This window comes from Streptomyces sp. NBC_00370, from assembly GCF_036084755.1.
Lineage (GTDB): Bacteria > Actinomycetota > Actinomycetes > Streptomycetales > Streptomycetaceae > Streptomyces.
In genome coordinates this window covers 528,014-542,323 of record NZ_CP107968.1, presented here as the reverse complement: position 1 = coordinate 542,323, position 14,310 = coordinate 528,014, and the positions used below count along the sequence as shown (strand labels likewise).

Sequence of the window (14,310 nt, the reverse complement as noted above, 5' to 3'; positions counted from 1 at the left end):
GATCAGCCGGCGTCGGCCACGGGCTCCAGCACGAAGACGGGGATCACCCGGTCCGTCTTCGTCTGGTAGTCGGCGTAGTCCGGCCAGACCTCGACGGCGCGGGCCCACCAGAGGTCGCGCTCCGCCCCCTCGACCTCACGTGCCGTCATGTCCTGCCGTACGGCGCCGTCCTGGAGCTCGACGAGCGGGTTCGCGACCAGGTTGTGGTACCAGGTCGGATGCTTGGGCGCACCGCCCTGCGACGCCACCACGGCGTACGTCCCCTGATGCTCCACCCGCATCAGCGGGTTCTTGCGGATCTTGCCGCTCTTGGCTCCGAGGCTGGTGAGGACGATGACGGGGATACCCCGCAACGTCGTACCCTCGGCGCCCCCTGAACCCTCGTACAACGCGACCTGTTCGCTGACCCACTGCTCGGGGCTCGGCTGGTACTCGCCGCTGAGAGGCATGCTGTCCTCGTTTCCGTGATGGGGGCGCATGGCGACCGGCGTGCTGCCGGCTGCCTCGGCCCTCGGTCGGATCTGCCGTCTCCATGATCCCTCACCTGTCGGACTGTGCCCCGGCGTCGCGCGCGGGAGGCGGGGGAGGAGCGGGCGGCAGCAGCTGCCCCCGGCTCACGGCGCGCACGGTGAAAGCGGCGAGGACCGCGACGAACACGGTGATGGCGGCCAGGACGAGGCAGGCGTAGACGCGGGGGCCCGCCAGGTCGGAGAGCGCGATCCAGTGCATCGTGGCCGAGGCCACAGCGGCCCAGGAGAACGAGAAGGACCAGAAGCCCAGGCCGAAGGAGAGCTTGCGGTACGCCGGGAAGAGCCGGATCTGGGCGATCACCATGAGCAGCCCGTAGCCGGCGAGGAAGGCCACGGGGAGGTCGATCCGGTTTCCGTTGAGGGCGAGGACCGCGAGACTCGCCACCGCGCCGGGCGCCACCTCGATCGCCATGGTCGGGGTCAGCGCCGCGGGCAGCGACGGCCGGAAGAACAGCCGTCCCAGAATCAGACTTCCCAGCATCAGCCAGCAGATGACTCCCAGGCCCAGCATGAACTCCGCCAGGCCCCGCTGACCGACCGCGCTCGCCGCGGCGGAGGCGATGAGGCCGCCCGCCGCCGTGGGGAGGAAGTAGCCCGGATGCATCTGGTCCAGCTCGAAGGAGCCGTAGATCCATTGGCCGGTGAGCCAGCTGCCGAGCAGCAGCGTGAGCACGATGAAGATGTCCACGACGACCCGCCCGGCGCCCAGGGCGTGCGGCACGATTCCCTGTGCGGCCAGCAGCATCGGGATGATGACCATCAGCGAGGCGAATGGACTCACGATGCCGCTCGTCAGGTCCGCGACGAGTGCGCCCTTCGTGGACAGGGCGCCTCGGAAGTACAGCACCACCGCGGCCAGCCACAGGACCGCGCCGAGTGCGATCAGCGCGTCCCCCGGCCACCGCGGAACATAACCCGCGCTCGCCGCCGCCCCCCAGGTCCCGGCCAGCCCGGCGACGCCGAAGGGGATCCCGAAGAGGGTCAGCGGCACCCTGGTAGCGGTCACAGCGGGTTCCTTCCCTACGTGCTCCGGTGCCTGTCCCCCAGACATGCCCGTACGGATCCGCCTACCGGCGCGGCGGCCGCCACCTTCGCCCGACTGGCCGAGCCCCGTCAGCGTGCCGGGCGCATACTGAGGGGGTCGCTGAGAAATCTGCGCCTTTGGACCGTAATGCGTCGGAAGAGAGAAGTGAGGGCCGTGCACCTGACGGCAGCACTCGATCCCGCGAGGTCGGAATGGGACGTCATCGTGCTGGGGGGAGCGGCGGCGGGCGAGAACGCCGCGCAGTACGCCACGCAGTTCTCGGACCTGGACGCGGTGCTGGTCGAGGCGGATCTCGTCGGGGGCGAATGCTCGTACTGGGCGTGTATGCCCAGCAAAGGGCTGCTGCGTCCGGTCGAGGTCCTTGACGACGCGTCACACGTGCCGGGCGTGTCCTCGCTGGTCGACGGGGGAGAGCTCGACGTACCGGCCGTGCTGGCGCGCCGGGACGTCGTCGTGCACGGTCTCTCGGACGACTCGCAGGTGGAGTGGGCGCTCGGCGCGGGCATCGACGTGGTGCGCGGGTACGGCCGGCTGACGGGGGAACGCCGTGTCGAGGTGACGGATCCGTCGGGGGAGACCCGTACTCTCACCGCCCGCCACGCCGTGGTGATCGACACGGGATCCGCACCCGCCGTACCGCCCGTCCCAGGACTTCGCGAGGCCCGCCCCTGGACCTCGCGCGACACCACGAATCTCCACCACGTGCCGCCGCGTGTGGTGATCCTCGGCGGTGGTGTGGCGGCGTGCGAGGCGGCGACCTGGCTGAACGGCCTGGGAGTGGCCGAGTTGAGCCTCGTCTACCGGGACACCCGGCTTCTCACACGTCAGGAGCCCTTCGCGGGGCAGCTGGTCGCCGAGCGTCTTGAGTCGGCGGGCGTGCGGCTGTTCCCCGGCCGGAGCCTCACCGAAGTGGAACGCCACAACGCACGCGACACAGGCGTGGGTTGGACGCACGGCGGCGAGGTCAAAGTGCAGCTGGACGACGGAAACACACTGCGCGCCGACGAGATCGTCGTCATGGCGGGCCGGGTGCCGCGCACCGACGACATCGGGTTGGCGTCCGTGGGGATCACGGGTGGTGGATTCCTCGACGTGGACGACCAGCAGACGGTCCGAGGCGCCACCGGTCAGTGGCTCTACGCCATCGGTGACGCGTGCGGCAGGGCGCTGCTGACCCACATGGGCAAGTACCAGGCCCGCGTGGCCGGTGAGGTGATCGCGGCCCGGGCCGCCGGCGGGGGCGACGCCTTCGAGCGCGGGAGCCGCTTCAGCAGCGGGGAAGGCCATCGTGCGGTACCCCAGGTGACGTTCACGGTGCCCGAGGTCGGCTCGGTCGGCATGACGGAGGCGGCGGCGTACGCCGCGGGAGTCGACGTCGAGACGGCGGAGTACGACATGGCCGCTCTCGCGGGGACCTACGTCATGCGCGAGGACTACACCGGCCGGGCCAAGCTCGTGATCGATCGGGCGACGGACACGCTGGCCGGTGCGACCTTCGTGGGCGCGGGCGTCGCGGAACTGGTGCATTCGGCGACGACGGCGATGGTGGCGCGCCTGCCGGTCGCTGAGATGTGGCACGTCGTGCCGAGCTACCCGACCGCGAGCGAGGTCTGGCTGCGCCTCCTGGAGACGCTGGACGCCGGCCGACGGGCCGCCTAGCCGACGAGTCGACGCGTTGCGTGGTCGACAAGTCGGCCGGCTGTCCCTGCGGCCGTCAGCTTTCGGCCCGGCCGGGATCGCTCGGGTGCTCGCTCAGCCGCGTCGTCCGTACGAAGAGCCACCCGGCGAGCGGCAGGGTGCTCAGCACGGACTGCATCTCGTCGGTGTCCCGGGCGCGCCACAGTCCGAGCGCATGGCGCTCACCGGGCGTGCGCCAGAGACGTACCAGCGTGCCCTCCCGGGCCAGCTCCGCCGTCCGTACCGCCTCCGCCGCTGTGGCGTCCTCCAGCGCCTCGGACGGCCCGACGTCCGAGGCGATCGGGGCGAAGGACACCAGGAACTCCGTGGCGGCCGCGGGCGTACCGGCCGAAGCCGGTCCGGGGTCGTTGGGGTGGGGCGTCAGGGGCGTGACCTCGTCGCTGCGCCACACACGCAGAGGCATCGAGGCCAGGATCTCTTCGAGCTGTGTCGCGTCCGGTGCGGCGAACAGCCCGAGCGAGCGCCATTCCCCGGGCTGCAACGGCGGGCGCCACAGGCGCAGCAACTGCCGCTGCTCGGCCAGCCGGTGCGAGTTCGCGGCCTCACGGGCGCGTACGGCGTCGACTTCCGCCTGTGACGTCCCCTCCGGAACGCTGGTGGTCATCGTGACGAGGAATTCCATGAACTCATCCTCCGGCGAAGGCCGGTTGATCGCACCCCGTGATGGCTCCGGCCCGCTACCCGGTATACCGTGAAAGGTGATGATCGGTGCCATACGGCGCCACCCATCGGACGGCGGTGTGAGCTGTGACGACATCATGCGACCTGCTCCTCGTGGTGATGGATTCGGCTGCGACGACACCGGTCGAATCGGGTGACCTGTCGCTCGCGCTGGCGGGTGCCGAGCTGATCGATCTGGCCGCCGAGGACTGTGTGCGGCTGGCGGACAACCGCGTCCTTCCGGGGAGCAGGCGTACCGGGCCGGACGGCCTGCTGGACGGGGCCGTCTCCTCGATGGTGCGGGAGGCGCCGTTCGAGACGGTGGACGAATGGCTGTGGCGCCGGGGGCGCGGCCTGTCGTGGCGGTACGTGGACGCTCTCGAAGCCGACGGACTGCTGATCCGCCCGCACCGGCACCGGCTGCTGTTCAGGGGCGAGGGCAGGACGCCGGCCGACTCCCCGGTCCGCCGAGCCGCCATGGAGCGCTGGGAGTCGGGTGAGGCGGTTCTGGTGCGGCTCGCGCACAGTCTGGGAGTCGAGCGGGAGCGGTCGGCCCGCCCGGCCGCGCCGGTCGGTGACACCGTCCACGTGGTGGTCGCCGCGGTGGACCGGGCTCTGGCCGAGCTGGCAGACGAACGCGACAAGCGGGAGCACCGACTGGAGGACGCCGCGGCCGACAACCGACAGCGGGGATATTGACCCCCGTCCTGGCGATGAGTCCGCCGGTCCGCCGAGGTCTACCCACTGACCGGAACGACCGCCACATCGGGAGTAGACATGGGCCTCATCGACATCGAGCTGTTCGCCACCCTCGACTTCGTCGGGCAGGCGCCCGGCGGCCCCGACGAGGACCCGGTGGGGTTCCCGTTCGGAGGCTGGCAGGCGCCCCTGGTCGACGAGGTGACCGGGGAGCAGATCAGCGCCGCGTACGCGGGCACGGACGCCCTCCTGCTCGGCCGGCGTACGTATGACATCTTCGCCGGCTACTGGCCCCACCAGGAGGAGGGCGAGATCGCCACGCTCTTCAACAGCATCCCGAAATACGTGGCCTCGCGCGGCAAGCCCGAGCTGCCGTGGGCCGGGTCCAACCTGCTGGGGCCGGATCTGGCCGACGCGGTGCGCGAGATCCGCGACCGGCACGAGCGGGTGAAGGTCGTCGGGAGTCTCGATCTGGTGCAGACCCTGCTGCGCGAGAAGCTGTTCGACCGTCTCGACCTCTGGGTGCACCCGGTCGTGCTCGGCGTCGGGAAGAAGGTGTTCGACGGGGGCGAGGTGCCCACCAACCTCACACTCCTCGCACCGCCGGCGGCCGGTCCGAAGGGCACCGTGCACCTGCGCTACGCGCTCGCCGACGGCACCCCGAGGACGGGGACCATGGGCGAACCCGATCGCGAGGACGACTGACTCAGTGGGGGAGGAGCTGCTGGCCTCCGTCCACGTCGAACGTGGCGCCGGTGAGCGCCTCGTTGGTCATGATGTGCAGCGCCAGCGCGGCCACATCGGCCGGACCCACCACTCGTCCGATGGGCAGTGTGTTACGCAACTCCTTCCGGCGGGCGTCGAGTTGATCGCCGAGGAGCGATGCCGACAGCGGGGTGTCCACAAATCCGGGCGCGATGAGGTTCACCCGGACCGGCGCCATCTCCAGGGCGAGATTCGCGGTGAGGGCGGGCAGTGCGGCGGTGAGCGCGGACGCCACCGCCATGCCGACGCCGGGACGCCGGCCCCCGGTGCCGCCGATGAACAGCAGCGTGCCCCCGGCCCGTACCTTGTCCCGGCTGTGGAGTGCCACGCCGAGGGTCACGGCGAAGCGGTCGTTGACCTCCCGCTGAACGGTGGCGAGGTCCATGTCCGCCAGCGGCGTGTAGGACGGCCGTCCGGCGGTGACCATCACGTGGTCGACCGGTCCCCGCAGATCCTCGAAGAACTGCCCCAGCCGGTCGTTGTCGGTGGCGTCGAACACCGCCGTGCTGCGGGCGTCGAGCTCCAGCGCGGCTTCGCGGAGGCGTTCGGGGTTGCGGCCGACCAGAACCACCTGACCGCCGCCCGCGCGCACCTGGCGCGCCGTTTCGCGCCCGATGCCGGCGCTGGCACCGATCACCACGACCGTCCGACCGGCGAAACCCCCCGCGCTGTGGGCCCCGGGAACAACAGGTGCGGCAGCCATCGAAACCTCCGGCTTCTCGTCCCCCTTGTCCGTACCGTCCGCTCCCCCTTCCCCCGTACCATCGTCGCCCCTCGGGCCACTGACCGCCTCCTCGGCCCGGTCCCCTCGGCCCAGTCTCTGCGGCCCACCAGTCTCTGCGGCCCTGGCACCTCGACGCGGGTGGGGCGCGCGGAGTGCGCAACACCACGTGCGTGTGCTTCCGCACGCCATGAGGCGTCGCGTTCCCGGTTGTGGACCCAGGGGCAGGGATAGCGCGTCGGTGGGGCCCTTCCCGCCGGGGGGCGGGGTGCGGAGATGCCGGCGGAGCACGCGGACGTGATCGTCATGGGGCCCGCGCCATAGGCCTGGCGTCCGCCTGGGAGGTGTCCCGGCGCGGACGCTCGGTGACGGTGCTGGAGCGGTTCGGTACGGGACACGACCGGGCGAGTTCCGCCGGTCTGGAACGGCAGTGGCGGCTCCAGTACAGCGAGGAACAGTGGTCACGGCTGGCGCTGGAGACCCTGCCCCGCTGGCACGCGCTGGAGTCCGCCGCCGACAGGCGGCTGCTGCACCGGACGGGCAGCCTGTGGTTCGGACGGGTCGGACTGGCGACGAGCGAGGGGGAACTGCACACGGCGGCCACCGTTCTGGGACGTCTCGGCGTGCCGTACGAGTGGTTGTCGGCGGCCGAGATCGAGTCCCGCTTCGGCTTCGCCCGGCTGCCTGCCGACCACGAGGGTTTCTATCAGCGCGACGGCGGTGTGATCGACGTCAAGGGGACGGTCGCAGCGCTCTCCCAGTTGTGCGCGCAGACGGGGGTGCGCGTCCGCGAGCAGGAACGGGTCCGGGCCGTGGAACCGGACGGCGAGGGCGTCACCGTACGGACCGACTCCGGCACCTACCGGGCGGGTACGGTGATCGTGAACGCCGGTGCGTTCGCCAACGAACTGCTCGCACCGCTCGGTTGCCCGCTCGATCTGCATGTCTTCCGGATGAGTTCCGCGTACTTCGCCCGGCGCGCCGCCGATGTGGACCTGCCCACCTGGTACGCCTTCCTGGCGCCGGAACAAGGCGACGGCAACGGCTCCTTCTACGGATTCGGCCACAACCCGTGGACCGGGAGCGATCTCGTCAGGGCCGCTTCCGACGCCGAACGGACCGTCAAGGACGAGGATCCGGGGGCGCCCGCCGTCCCGGACGGCGGCGATCTCGGCAGCGCCGCCCGATGGGTGCGGGATCACCTCCCCGGTCTTGTGCCCCGGGGCGTGCGGGCGGGCAGCTGTCTGGCGGCGCTGCCCACCGACCCCGGCCGCCAGTTCTACCTCGGGACGCTGCCCGCCTCGGTCCCGAACGGTGAGCGGGTGGTGGTGCAGTCGGCGGGATGGGCCTTCAAGTTCGTCCCGATGTTCGGCCGGATCTGCGCCGACCTGGCGGTCGACGGCCGCAGCGCCCACCACGATCCCGCGCTGGCCCTCGCATGACCGGCCGGGGCGTGGTCGGTCGCGCCGGAGCGGAGCCGGGAGGGCAGGCCGCAGGGCAGGCGGCAGGGCAGGGGGGAGGGCAGCCGGGGGCCGTACGGGTCAGCCGGTTCAGCGGCCCCCGTGGCAGCGTTCTCCATCTGGCGCTGGCCACCGGCGACCCCGCACACCCCCTGCCCGCCAACGGGGGACTGCGAGTGGCCTGTGGCCAGTTGGTCACTGATCCCCGGGGCCTCACCCGCCGGCTGGCCACCGAGATGCTGCTCAAACACCAACTGCACCGCACCGGCTTCTGGGGCGCCAAGATGCTGGTGACGGGTGCGGACGTGGTCGACGACGAACTGCTGGCAGCGGTCGCGCAGGTGCTGAACCACGCCGCCGGCACGCTCTACACCGGCGCCGACATGGGGGTGGACGCCGCCGACATGGGGCGGCTGTCGCTCATGACGCCGTACGTGCTGAACGCGATCGGCAGCAGCGTCGAGCCCAACACGGCCACCGCGTACGGCGTGTTGGGCGCCGTCGAGGCCTGGGCAGGCGGCCCCGTCACCGGGCTGCGCGTGCTGGTGCACGGCGTGGGCAAGGTGGGCGCCGTACTGGCGACGGAACTTGTGGCGGCGGGCGCGTCCGTCCTGACCTGCGACACCGCGCCTGGGGCGCCGGACGTCCCGGGCAGCCGGCCGGTACAGGACTGGGCCGCGCAGGACGTGGACGTCCTGATGCCCTGCTCGGTGAGCGATCTTGTCGACCCCGCGCTGGCCGGGCGGCTGCGGTGCGGTGCCGTCATCGGCTCGGCCAACGCCGTCCTGGCCGACGAGGACGTCACCGCGCGAGTCCTGCACGGCCGCGGCATCGATTACGTGCCGACGCCGCTGGTCAACGCCGGTGCGGTCATCGTCGACTCGATCGAGCACTACGCGCGCGACGCGTTCAGCGCCGCGTCGCCCGAGCGGGTGTACGCGTTCGTCAGGGAGACCGTACGCGCGGCGGTCGCCGACCTGATCGCCACCGCGGCGGGGACCCTGTCCGCGTCGGCGATCCCGCACCAGGTGCCCGATCCGGTCGGGCTACCGTTCTGCGGTCTGGGCTTCCTGCCCGGTGAGCCGGCCGTGACCAGTGACCGAAAGGCGGGACGATGACCGTCGACGTGGTGCGCGAGTCCGCGCGATGAACTCTCCGTACGACGACACCGGCGACGCTGTTCGCGCCGCCCTGGCCCAGGGCAGGGCCGCGGTGCTGCCCAACCCGGCGCCGCTGACGTACGTCGTCGCCGCGACGACTCCGTACGCGGTGAACCGGGCCAAGGACCGCCCCGCCGACCAGCCCGTCGCCCTGTGGACCCACCACCCCCGTACAACCGACCTGGTCCTGAAGGCACTTGACCTCACCCCGCAGGCAGCCCGAACGGCCCGGTCGCTCCTCACCGACGAGCGCGTGACGCTGCTCGCCCCGCTGCGTGACGACCGCACGCCGCCCGCCTGGCTGAACCCGGCGACGTACGTTGGCTGGACCCTGCTGTTCGGCGCCCGTTGGGATCCTTTGCTGCCCGTGCTGGACGAACATCCCGTGCTGTACGTGAGCAGCGCCAACCGCACCGGCCGCCCGCCCGCGCCCACGGCGGCCCGGGCCCGCGCGATGTTTCCCGACCACGTTCCTGTCCTCGACCCCGCCACCCTCCCCGGAATCACACCGGACACTCCTGACGCACCGCAACGCGCGGCGACCACGACGATCCGGCTGCGGCCCGACGGCAGGATGGAACTGCACCGTTCCGGGGCCCAGGACGGCGCACATCCCGATCCCACCGCCTACCTGCGGCAGTTGCGTGCCCGGGTGTGGTGAGATCAGCGCTCGTAGACCCCGGTCAGCCGTCCTCGGCCCAGCACGGACGCGCTGACGGCGGGCAGGAGGGCACGGGGCCGTGCCCGGTCCACCGGCGTGCCGGCCGGGCCGCTGTCCACGGGGGCCGAGAGGGCGAACAGCTGGAAGACGTAGCGGTGCGGCCCATGGCCCTTGACCGGCGCGGGACCGTGGTAGCCGCGGCCGATCGTGGACCGCAGCACCCGTACCCCGGATCCCGGCTTCCGCCCGGCCAGGGCACCGGGCTCCAGGTGCCCGGCCGCCGGGTCGATCAGGGCGAGGCAGTGCACGGCGGGCTTGCCCATGGGTACGTCGATGTCCTCGACGACCAGCAGGAGTTGGGCCGTCCCTGCCGGGAGCGCGCTCCAGGCCAGTTCGGGGGAGACGTCGTCACCGCCGATGTGCTTCGCGCACTGTTCCAGCCGCATGGAGCCGTCGTCGCCGAAGTCCCGGCTGGTGACGGTCAGCAGGTCATGGCCTCGCAGGTTGGGCAGGTTCCACGCCAGGTGGGCCTCGCCCGCCCTGCGGTTCTTCAGGAGCCGGCCGAGCAGACTCATCGTGTTGCCCCGGCCTTCTCGACGACCTCGGCAGTGGTGGCGGTCTCGCCGAGCTTCGGGAAGACGCGCGCGATGCTGTGGCGGTGCGCTTCGGCGTCGGGGTCGGTCATGGCGTCGGTGGCCAGGACGACGTGATACCCGTGGTCGGAGGCCGAGCGTGCCGTCGACTCGACGCCCGAACTGGTCGAGATCCCGGCGAGCACGATCTGGGTGACGCCCAGATCCCGCAGGAGGGTGTCGAGACCGGTGTCGTGGAAGGCGCTGCGCCGCCGCTTGGTGATCAGGTGGTCCGACGGCTGGACGTCGAGTTCGGCGATGAGATCGGCCCAGCCGGCCGGCAGTGCGGCGCCGCTTCCGGACCGTCCGGCCTCGGTGCGTCCCGGCGCGCGTCCGGTGACGTTCACCAGGACCACGGGCAGGCCGTGCCGCCGGAACTCGGCCGCCAGGTTTGCCGCTTGCTTGACGGCAGCGGTGACCGCCGGGTCGCTGTGGGCGGACACGATGCCCTTCTGCAGGTCGATCACGACCAGTGCGGAGGTGGGATCGATCGTTGTCAGTGTCACGGTCGTTTCTCCTGTGGATGTCGGCTGGTTGCCGGGGTCGGTGCGGCTTCGTGCGGCCCCCGGGCCTTGGCCGCGGTGCCGGTGCCGCGCAGCAGAGAGGCGACAGCGGCGAGGAAGGCGAGCGTGGCGCCGAAGGCGAACACGACGACCAGACCGGAGTGGAAGGGGCCGGCGATCAGGGACGGGAAGAACTCCCTTCCGGTCAGCGTCTGTCGCTGTGCGGCCGTCAGATGGGCCAGGGCGCCGGTGGGCTGGAGCAGGTGCTCGATCGGGTTGACGCCCAGTTGGGCGGCGAACAGGGACGAGACCGGTGGCAGGTTGCCGACCTGGCCGGCGATATGGGCCGCTACGCCTTGCTGTTGCAGTCCGCCGGTGAGGGTGTGCGGGAGGCTGCCGGCCAGCCCGGCGATCATGAGCGAGAAGAACACACCGATGGAGACGGCCGTCCCGGAGTTCTGGAACGTGGCCCGCATCCCGGAGGCGACACCACGCAGGTGCGCGGGCACACTGCCCATGATCGAGGAGGAGTTGGGGGAGGCGAACATACCGCTGGCGATCCCGTTGAGCGCGATCAGCAGCGCGAAGACCCAGTAACTGAAGTCGATCGGCAGGACCATCAAGCCCAGGAAGCTGGCGCCGAACAGTACCGCGCCGCCGGTGGCGAGCCCCCGGGAGCCGAGCCGGTCCGACAGATATCCGGAGACGGGTCCTGCGGCGAGGAACCCGGCGGTCAGCGGCAGCATGAAGATGCCGGCCCACAGCGGGGTGTCGCCGTAGTCGTAACCGTGCAGCGGAAGCCAGATGCCCTGCAGCCAGATGATCAGCACGAACTGCATCCCGCCGCGGCCGATCGAGATGGCCAGGCCGGCCAGGTTGCCGAACGTGAAGGCGCGCCGCCGGAAGAGGCTCAGTTGGATCATCGGCGCCGCCACCCGGTTCTCGATGACGACGAACGCCGCCAGGAGGACGAGCCCGCCGACGATCAGCACGTCGACCAGCGGGTTCGTCCAGCCCATGGTGTGTCCGCCGTAGGGCTGGAGGCCGAAGGTGACAGCGACCAGCACCGCGCTGAGGCCCACGGCGAAGGTGATGTTGCCCCACCAGTCGATCCGGCCGCCACCGCGCTTTCCGGTCTCGCGCAGGGTGCGGTAGGCCCACAGCGTGAAGAACACGCCGACCGGCACGTTCACCCAGAACACCGCGCGCCAGTCCCATGCGGCCAGCAGACCGCCGGCGACCAGCCCGATGAACATCCCCGCCAGGGCGGCGACCTGGTTGATGCCGAGGGCGAAGCCGCGCTGCTCGTCGGGGAAGGCGTCGGTGAGGATCGCGGCCGAGTTCGCGGTCAGCATCGAGCCGCCGACGGCCTGCACCACCCGCCAGCCGATCAGCCACATCGCTCCGTGGCCGCCGTCGAAGGGGTCGAAGGAGAGGAGGACGGAGGCGAAGGTGAAGACCGCGAACCCGGCGTTGTAGATCCGGACCCGGCCGTACATGTCTCCCAGGCGGCCCACCGTGACCACCAGGACGGCCTGGACCAGCCGGTACCCCATGATCATCCACAGCAGATAGGCGATGTTGCCAGGCGCCAGCGGATCGAGGTGTACGCCCCGGAAGATCGCGGGCAGCGCGATCAGCACGATGGAGCCGTCGAGCCCGGACATGAAGACCGCGGCGGTGGTGTTCGTCAGTGCCGTCCACTTGTACCGGTCGTCGTCGACCGGGCCGCGCGGGGCACGCGTGGTGGGAGGGTCCGTCATCGGCCTGCTTCCTCAGGGTTCCTTCGGCGTCAGATGTTCTGGGCCAGCCGGTCCAGCAGCGGCGCCGCCGCCGCGAGGCGCTCCAGCTCGGCCCCGGTGAAGGTGCCGCCGGTCAGGGCGCGTGCGATGAGCTCGGCCCGCGCGTTGCGCTTGTCCTTCAGCGCCTGCCGGCCCGCGTCGGTCACCGTCAGCACGACACGCCGGCCGTCGTCCGGGTCGCGCCGGCGTTCGACCAGGCCGCGGTCGCGCAACGTACCGAGCGTCGCCCCCATGGCCTGTGCGGTGATCTGCACCTCCCTGGCCAGTGCGGAGGAGGTGGTCGGGCCCAACCGGTCCAGACGCGACAGGGCGGTCCGCTCGGGCATCGTGAGCCCGCCGTCGACCGGTACCTGCCGCACCCGTCGCACCAGCACGCTGAGACTCGCCAGCAGGGCGGCGGCGACCGCGTCGGGGTCCAGATCATCACTCATATGCTAAGGCTACTTTATAAGTCGACCTTAGTAAATTCAGCTGATCCTGTCGTCGTCACTCAGGAGCCGGCGGAGTTCCCGTCGCCGAGTGCCCACGCCTCGATGTCGCGGTAGCGGACCGGCCCGCCGCCACGGCCGGCATTGCTGCCGACGAGATGCAGACGCGACGCGGGCCACCGGCAGCCGGTGAACCCGGCGAGCCGTTCGGCGATCTCCGCCGCCGAGGAGTCATCGTTCCGGCGGGCGCGGGCCAACGTCAGATGGGGCCGCAGGGGCCGGTCCTCCAGGAGGACACCGCACTCCTTGACGACGCCGCGCACATCGGCGGCGAGCTGATGCAGCTCGTCGACGTCTCCCTCGATTCCGCTCCACAGCACCCGCGCGTCGAAGGTTCCGCTGCCGTGCAGTGCCAGGCGCGGCGGCCGGTGGTCCGCCGCGAGAGCGGCGAGCGGCGGCCGCAGGAGCGACACCGTCCCGACCGGCACTCCTCCGAGGAACGCCAGGGTGATGTGCCAGTCCTCGATGCGGTTCCATCGCATGTCGGGGTGCGTGTCACGGGCGGTGCGCAGCTCCCGGTCCAGTTCTTCCTTGGCGTGGTCGGGCGGGGCGAGGGCGATGAACACGCGAACGGTCGCGGGCCGATTCTCAGCTGTCACACCGGACTTCGTACCGCATCCTGAGCGTCGGCGAAATATGACGCATCGTCAGGGAAAGCGTCGGATCCGGGAGCGCATGCGCCTGGTCGAAGCCCTGCCTACGCTGGAAGCCGACAAATCGGTCGAAAAGTACGGGTGGAGGCGCGTGAGTGATGGCGAAGATCCTTTTCATAGTGAGCGGAGCGACGTACTGGGTGCTCAAGGACGGCACGAGGTACGCGACCGGCTACTGGGCCGAGGAGTTCGCGAACCCCTACCGGGAGATCACGGGCGCCGGCCACGAGGTCGTGGTCGCGACACCGGGCGGTGCCGTCCCGAACGTCGACATGATGAGCCTGCGGCCGTCCATGGCGGGCGGCGAACAGGAGGCCCTCGATCTGGAGGCCACCATCCGCGACGCCGAGGTGATGCGACGCCCGCTCAAGCTGTCGGACGTGCGCCTGGAGGACTACGACGCGGTCTATCTGCCGGGCGGCCACGGCCCGATGTCGGACCTCGCGTTCGACGCCGACGTGGGCCGGCTGCTGACGGCGCAGCTCGCCTCGGGCAATCCGCTCTTCATCGTGTGCCACGCCCCGGCCGCGCTGCTCGCCACCAGGATTCACGGCGAGTCGCCCTTCAAGGGCTACAAGGTCACGGGCTTCACCAACGAGGAGGAAGAAGGTGTCGGACTCGCGTCCAGGGCGACGTGGCTGCTGGAGACCGATCTGAAGGAGAAGGTCGGCGTCGACTACAGCCGCGGCCCGATCTGGGAGCCGTACATGGTCGAGGACCGCAACCTGGTCACCGGCCAGAACCCGCACTCCGCGGCGGTACTGGGGGAGCGGCTCCTGAAAACCCTCGCCTGAGACGAGTTGACGCCGACGGCGGGCGGCGGCCTACTCGCC

General features: G+C 71.1%; 16 protein-coding genes. 7 read left to right on the top strand and 9 right to left on the bottom strand.

What is annotated here, in order from left to right; translation table 11 throughout:
- Positions 1–2: 2 nt before the first annotated feature.
- Both OHS57_RS02445 and OHS57_RS02440 read right to left on the bottom strand, forming a co-directional pair.
- Entirely contained in the window at positions 3–449 is a 447-nt protein-coding gene (locus tag OHS57_RS02445) for a nitroreductase family deazaflavin-dependent oxidoreductase (RefSeq protein WP_328580812.1), read from the bottom strand.
- Positions 450–540: 91 nt separating this feature from the next.
- A complete protein-coding gene (locus tag OHS57_RS02440) occupies positions 541–1,536 on the bottom strand; it encodes a TDT family transporter (RefSeq protein WP_328580811.1) in 996 nt (331 codons plus the stop codon).
- Between the two features lie 192 nt (positions 1,537–1,728).
- Between OHS57_RS02440 and OHS57_RS02435 the strand changes: the two genes are divergently transcribed.
- Positions 1,729–3,234 carry a dihydrolipoyl dehydrogenase family protein gene (locus OHS57_RS02435; RefSeq protein WP_328580810.1) on the top strand — a complete coding sequence of 502 codons (1,506 nt, stop codon included), beginning with the start codon at positions 1,729–1,731 and terminating at the stop codon, positions 3,232–3,234.
- Positions 3,235–3,289: 55 nt separating this feature from the next.
- On the opposite strand, the gene OHS57_RS02430 is transcribed toward OHS57_RS02435, so the two are convergent.
- Entirely contained in the window at positions 3,290–3,895 is a 606-nt protein-coding gene (locus OHS57_RS02430) for a muconolactone Delta-isomerase family protein (RefSeq protein WP_041999257.1), read from the bottom strand.
- Between the two features lie 125 nt (positions 3,896–4,020).
- On the opposite strand from OHS57_RS02430, the gene OHS57_RS02425 reads away from it, so the two are divergent.
- Positions 4,021–4,632, top strand: coding sequence for a GOLPH3/VPS74 family protein (locus OHS57_RS02425; RefSeq protein WP_328580809.1), 612 nt, complete (start codon positions 4,021–4,023; stop codon positions 4,630–4,632).
- 78 nt (positions 4,633–4,710) lie between these two features.
- The gene (locus OHS57_RS02420; RefSeq protein ID WP_328580808.1) at positions 4,711–5,337 is read left to right on the top strand and encodes a dihydrofolate reductase family protein; all 627 of its coding nucleotides are present in this window, start codon (positions 4,711–4,713) and stop codon (positions 5,335–5,337) included.
- Position 5,338: 1 nt separating this feature from the next.
- On the opposite strand, the gene OHS57_RS02415 is transcribed toward OHS57_RS02420, so the two are convergent.
- A complete protein-coding gene (locus OHS57_RS02415) occupies positions 5,339–6,100 on the bottom strand; it encodes an SDR family oxidoreductase (protein ID WP_328580807.1) in 762 nt (253 codons plus the stop codon).
- Positions 6,101–6,438: 338 nt separating this feature from the next.
- On the opposite strand from OHS57_RS02415, the gene OHS57_RS02410 reads away from it, so the two are divergent.
- From OHS57_RS02410 to OHS57_RS02400, 3 genes are read left to right on the top strand one after another with little or no spacing between them, the layout of a single operon-like run.
- The gene (locus OHS57_RS02410; RefSeq protein WP_443043042.1) at positions 6,439–7,560 is read left to right on the top strand and encodes an FAD-dependent oxidoreductase; all 1,122 of its coding nucleotides are present in this window, start codon (positions 6,439–6,441) and stop codon (positions 7,558–7,560) included.
- Positions 7,557–8,696 carry a hypothetical protein gene (locus OHS57_RS02405; protein WP_328580805.1) on the top strand — a complete coding sequence of 380 codons (1,140 nt, stop codon included), beginning with the start codon at positions 7,557–7,559 and terminating at the stop codon, positions 8,694–8,696. Before OHS57_RS02410 ends, OHS57_RS02405 begins: the two co-directional genes overlap by 4 nt.
- Positions 8,697–8,724: 28 nt before the next feature.
- Positions 8,725–9,399 carry a hypothetical protein gene (locus tag OHS57_RS02400; protein WP_328580804.1) on the top strand — a complete coding sequence of 225 codons (675 nt, stop codon included), beginning with the start codon at positions 8,725–8,727 and terminating at the stop codon, positions 9,397–9,399.
- Between the two features lie 2 nt (positions 9,400–9,401).
- Here the strand turns inward: OHS57_RS02400 and OHS57_RS02395 are convergent, their stop codons facing one another.
- From OHS57_RS02395 to thpR, 5 genes are read right to left on the bottom strand one after another with little or no spacing between them, the layout of a single operon-like run.
- On the bottom strand, positions 9,402–9,974 hold the full coding sequence (locus tag OHS57_RS02395; protein WP_041999275.1) for a YbhB/YbcL family Raf kinase inhibitor-like protein: 573 nt from the start codon (positions 9,972–9,974) through the stop codon (positions 9,402–9,404).
- Positions 9,971–10,537, bottom strand: a complete 567-nt coding sequence (locus OHS57_RS02390) for an isochorismatase family protein (protein WP_328580803.1) — start codon at positions 10,535–10,537, stop codon at positions 9,971–9,973. The genes OHS57_RS02395 and OHS57_RS02390 overlap by 4 nt, the downstream gene beginning before the upstream one ends.
- Positions 10,534–12,297 carry an MFS transporter gene (locus tag OHS57_RS02385; protein WP_328580802.1) on the bottom strand — a complete coding sequence of 588 codons (1,764 nt, stop codon included), beginning with the start codon at positions 12,295–12,297 and terminating at the stop codon, positions 10,534–10,536. Before OHS57_RS02385 ends, OHS57_RS02390 begins: the two co-directional genes overlap by 4 nt.
- 29 nt (positions 12,298–12,326) lie before the next feature.
- A complete protein-coding gene (locus OHS57_RS02380; protein WP_328580801.1) occupies positions 12,327–12,767 on the bottom strand; it encodes a MarR family winged helix-turn-helix transcriptional regulator in 441 nt (146 codons plus the stop codon).
- 59 nt (positions 12,768–12,826) lie between these two features.
- Positions 12,827–13,423: an RNA 2',3'-cyclic phosphodiesterase gene (thpR, locus tag OHS57_RS02375; protein WP_328580800.1), complete on the bottom strand. Its 597-nt coding sequence runs from the start codon at positions 13,421–13,423 to the stop codon at positions 12,827–12,829.
- A gap of 152 nt (positions 13,424–13,575) precedes the next feature.
- On the opposite strand from thpR, the gene OHS57_RS02370 reads away from it, so the two are divergent.
- Positions 13,576–14,271: a type 1 glutamine amidotransferase domain-containing protein gene (locus OHS57_RS02370; protein ID WP_328580799.1), complete on the top strand. Its 696-nt coding sequence runs from the start codon at positions 13,576–13,578 to the stop codon at positions 14,269–14,271.
- Positions 14,272–14,310: the final 39 nt, after the last annotated feature.

What these genes read in the sequence shown, in the direction of transcription:
- OHS57_RS02445 (WP_328580812.1), bottom strand. Translation starts at nt 449, where the DNA reads ATGCCTCTCAGCGGCGAGTACCAGCCGAGCCCCGAGCAGTGGGTCAGC.
- OHS57_RS02430 (WP_041999257.1), bottom strand. Translation starts at nt 3,895, where the DNA reads ATGGAATTCCTCGTCACGATGACCACCAGCGTTCCGGAGGGGACGTCA.
- OHS57_RS02420 (WP_328580808.1), top strand. Translation starts at nt 4,711, where the DNA reads ATGGGCCTCATCGACATCGAGCTGTTCGCCACCCTCGACTTCGTCGGG.
- OHS57_RS02415 (WP_328580807.1), bottom strand. Translation starts at nt 6,100, where the DNA reads ATGGCTGCCGCACCTGTTGTTCCCGGGGCCCACAGCGCGGGGGGTTTC.
- OHS57_RS02405 (WP_328580805.1), top strand. Translation starts at nt 7,557, where the DNA reads ATGACCGGCCGGGGCGTGGTCGGTCGCGCCGGAGCGGAGCCGGGAGGG.
- OHS57_RS02400 (WP_328580804.1), top strand. Translation starts at nt 8,725, where the DNA reads ATGAACTCTCCGTACGACGACACCGGCGACGCTGTTCGCGCCGCCCTG.
- OHS57_RS02395 (WP_041999275.1), bottom strand. Translation starts at nt 9,974, where the DNA reads ATGAGTCTGCTCGGCCGGCTCCTGAAGAACCGCAGGGCGGGCGAGGCC.
- OHS57_RS02385 (WP_328580802.1), bottom strand. Translation starts at nt 12,297, where the DNA reads ATGACGGACCCTCCCACCACGCGTGCCCCGCGCGGCCCGGTCGACGAC.
- OHS57_RS02380 (WP_328580801.1), bottom strand. Translation starts at nt 12,767, where the DNA reads ATGAGTGATGATCTGGACCCCGACGCGGTCGCCGCCGCCCTGCTGGCG.
- OHS57_RS02370 (WP_328580799.1), top strand. Translation starts at nt 13,576, where the DNA reads ATGGCGAAGATCCTTTTCATAGTGAGCGGAGCGACGTACTGGGTGCTC.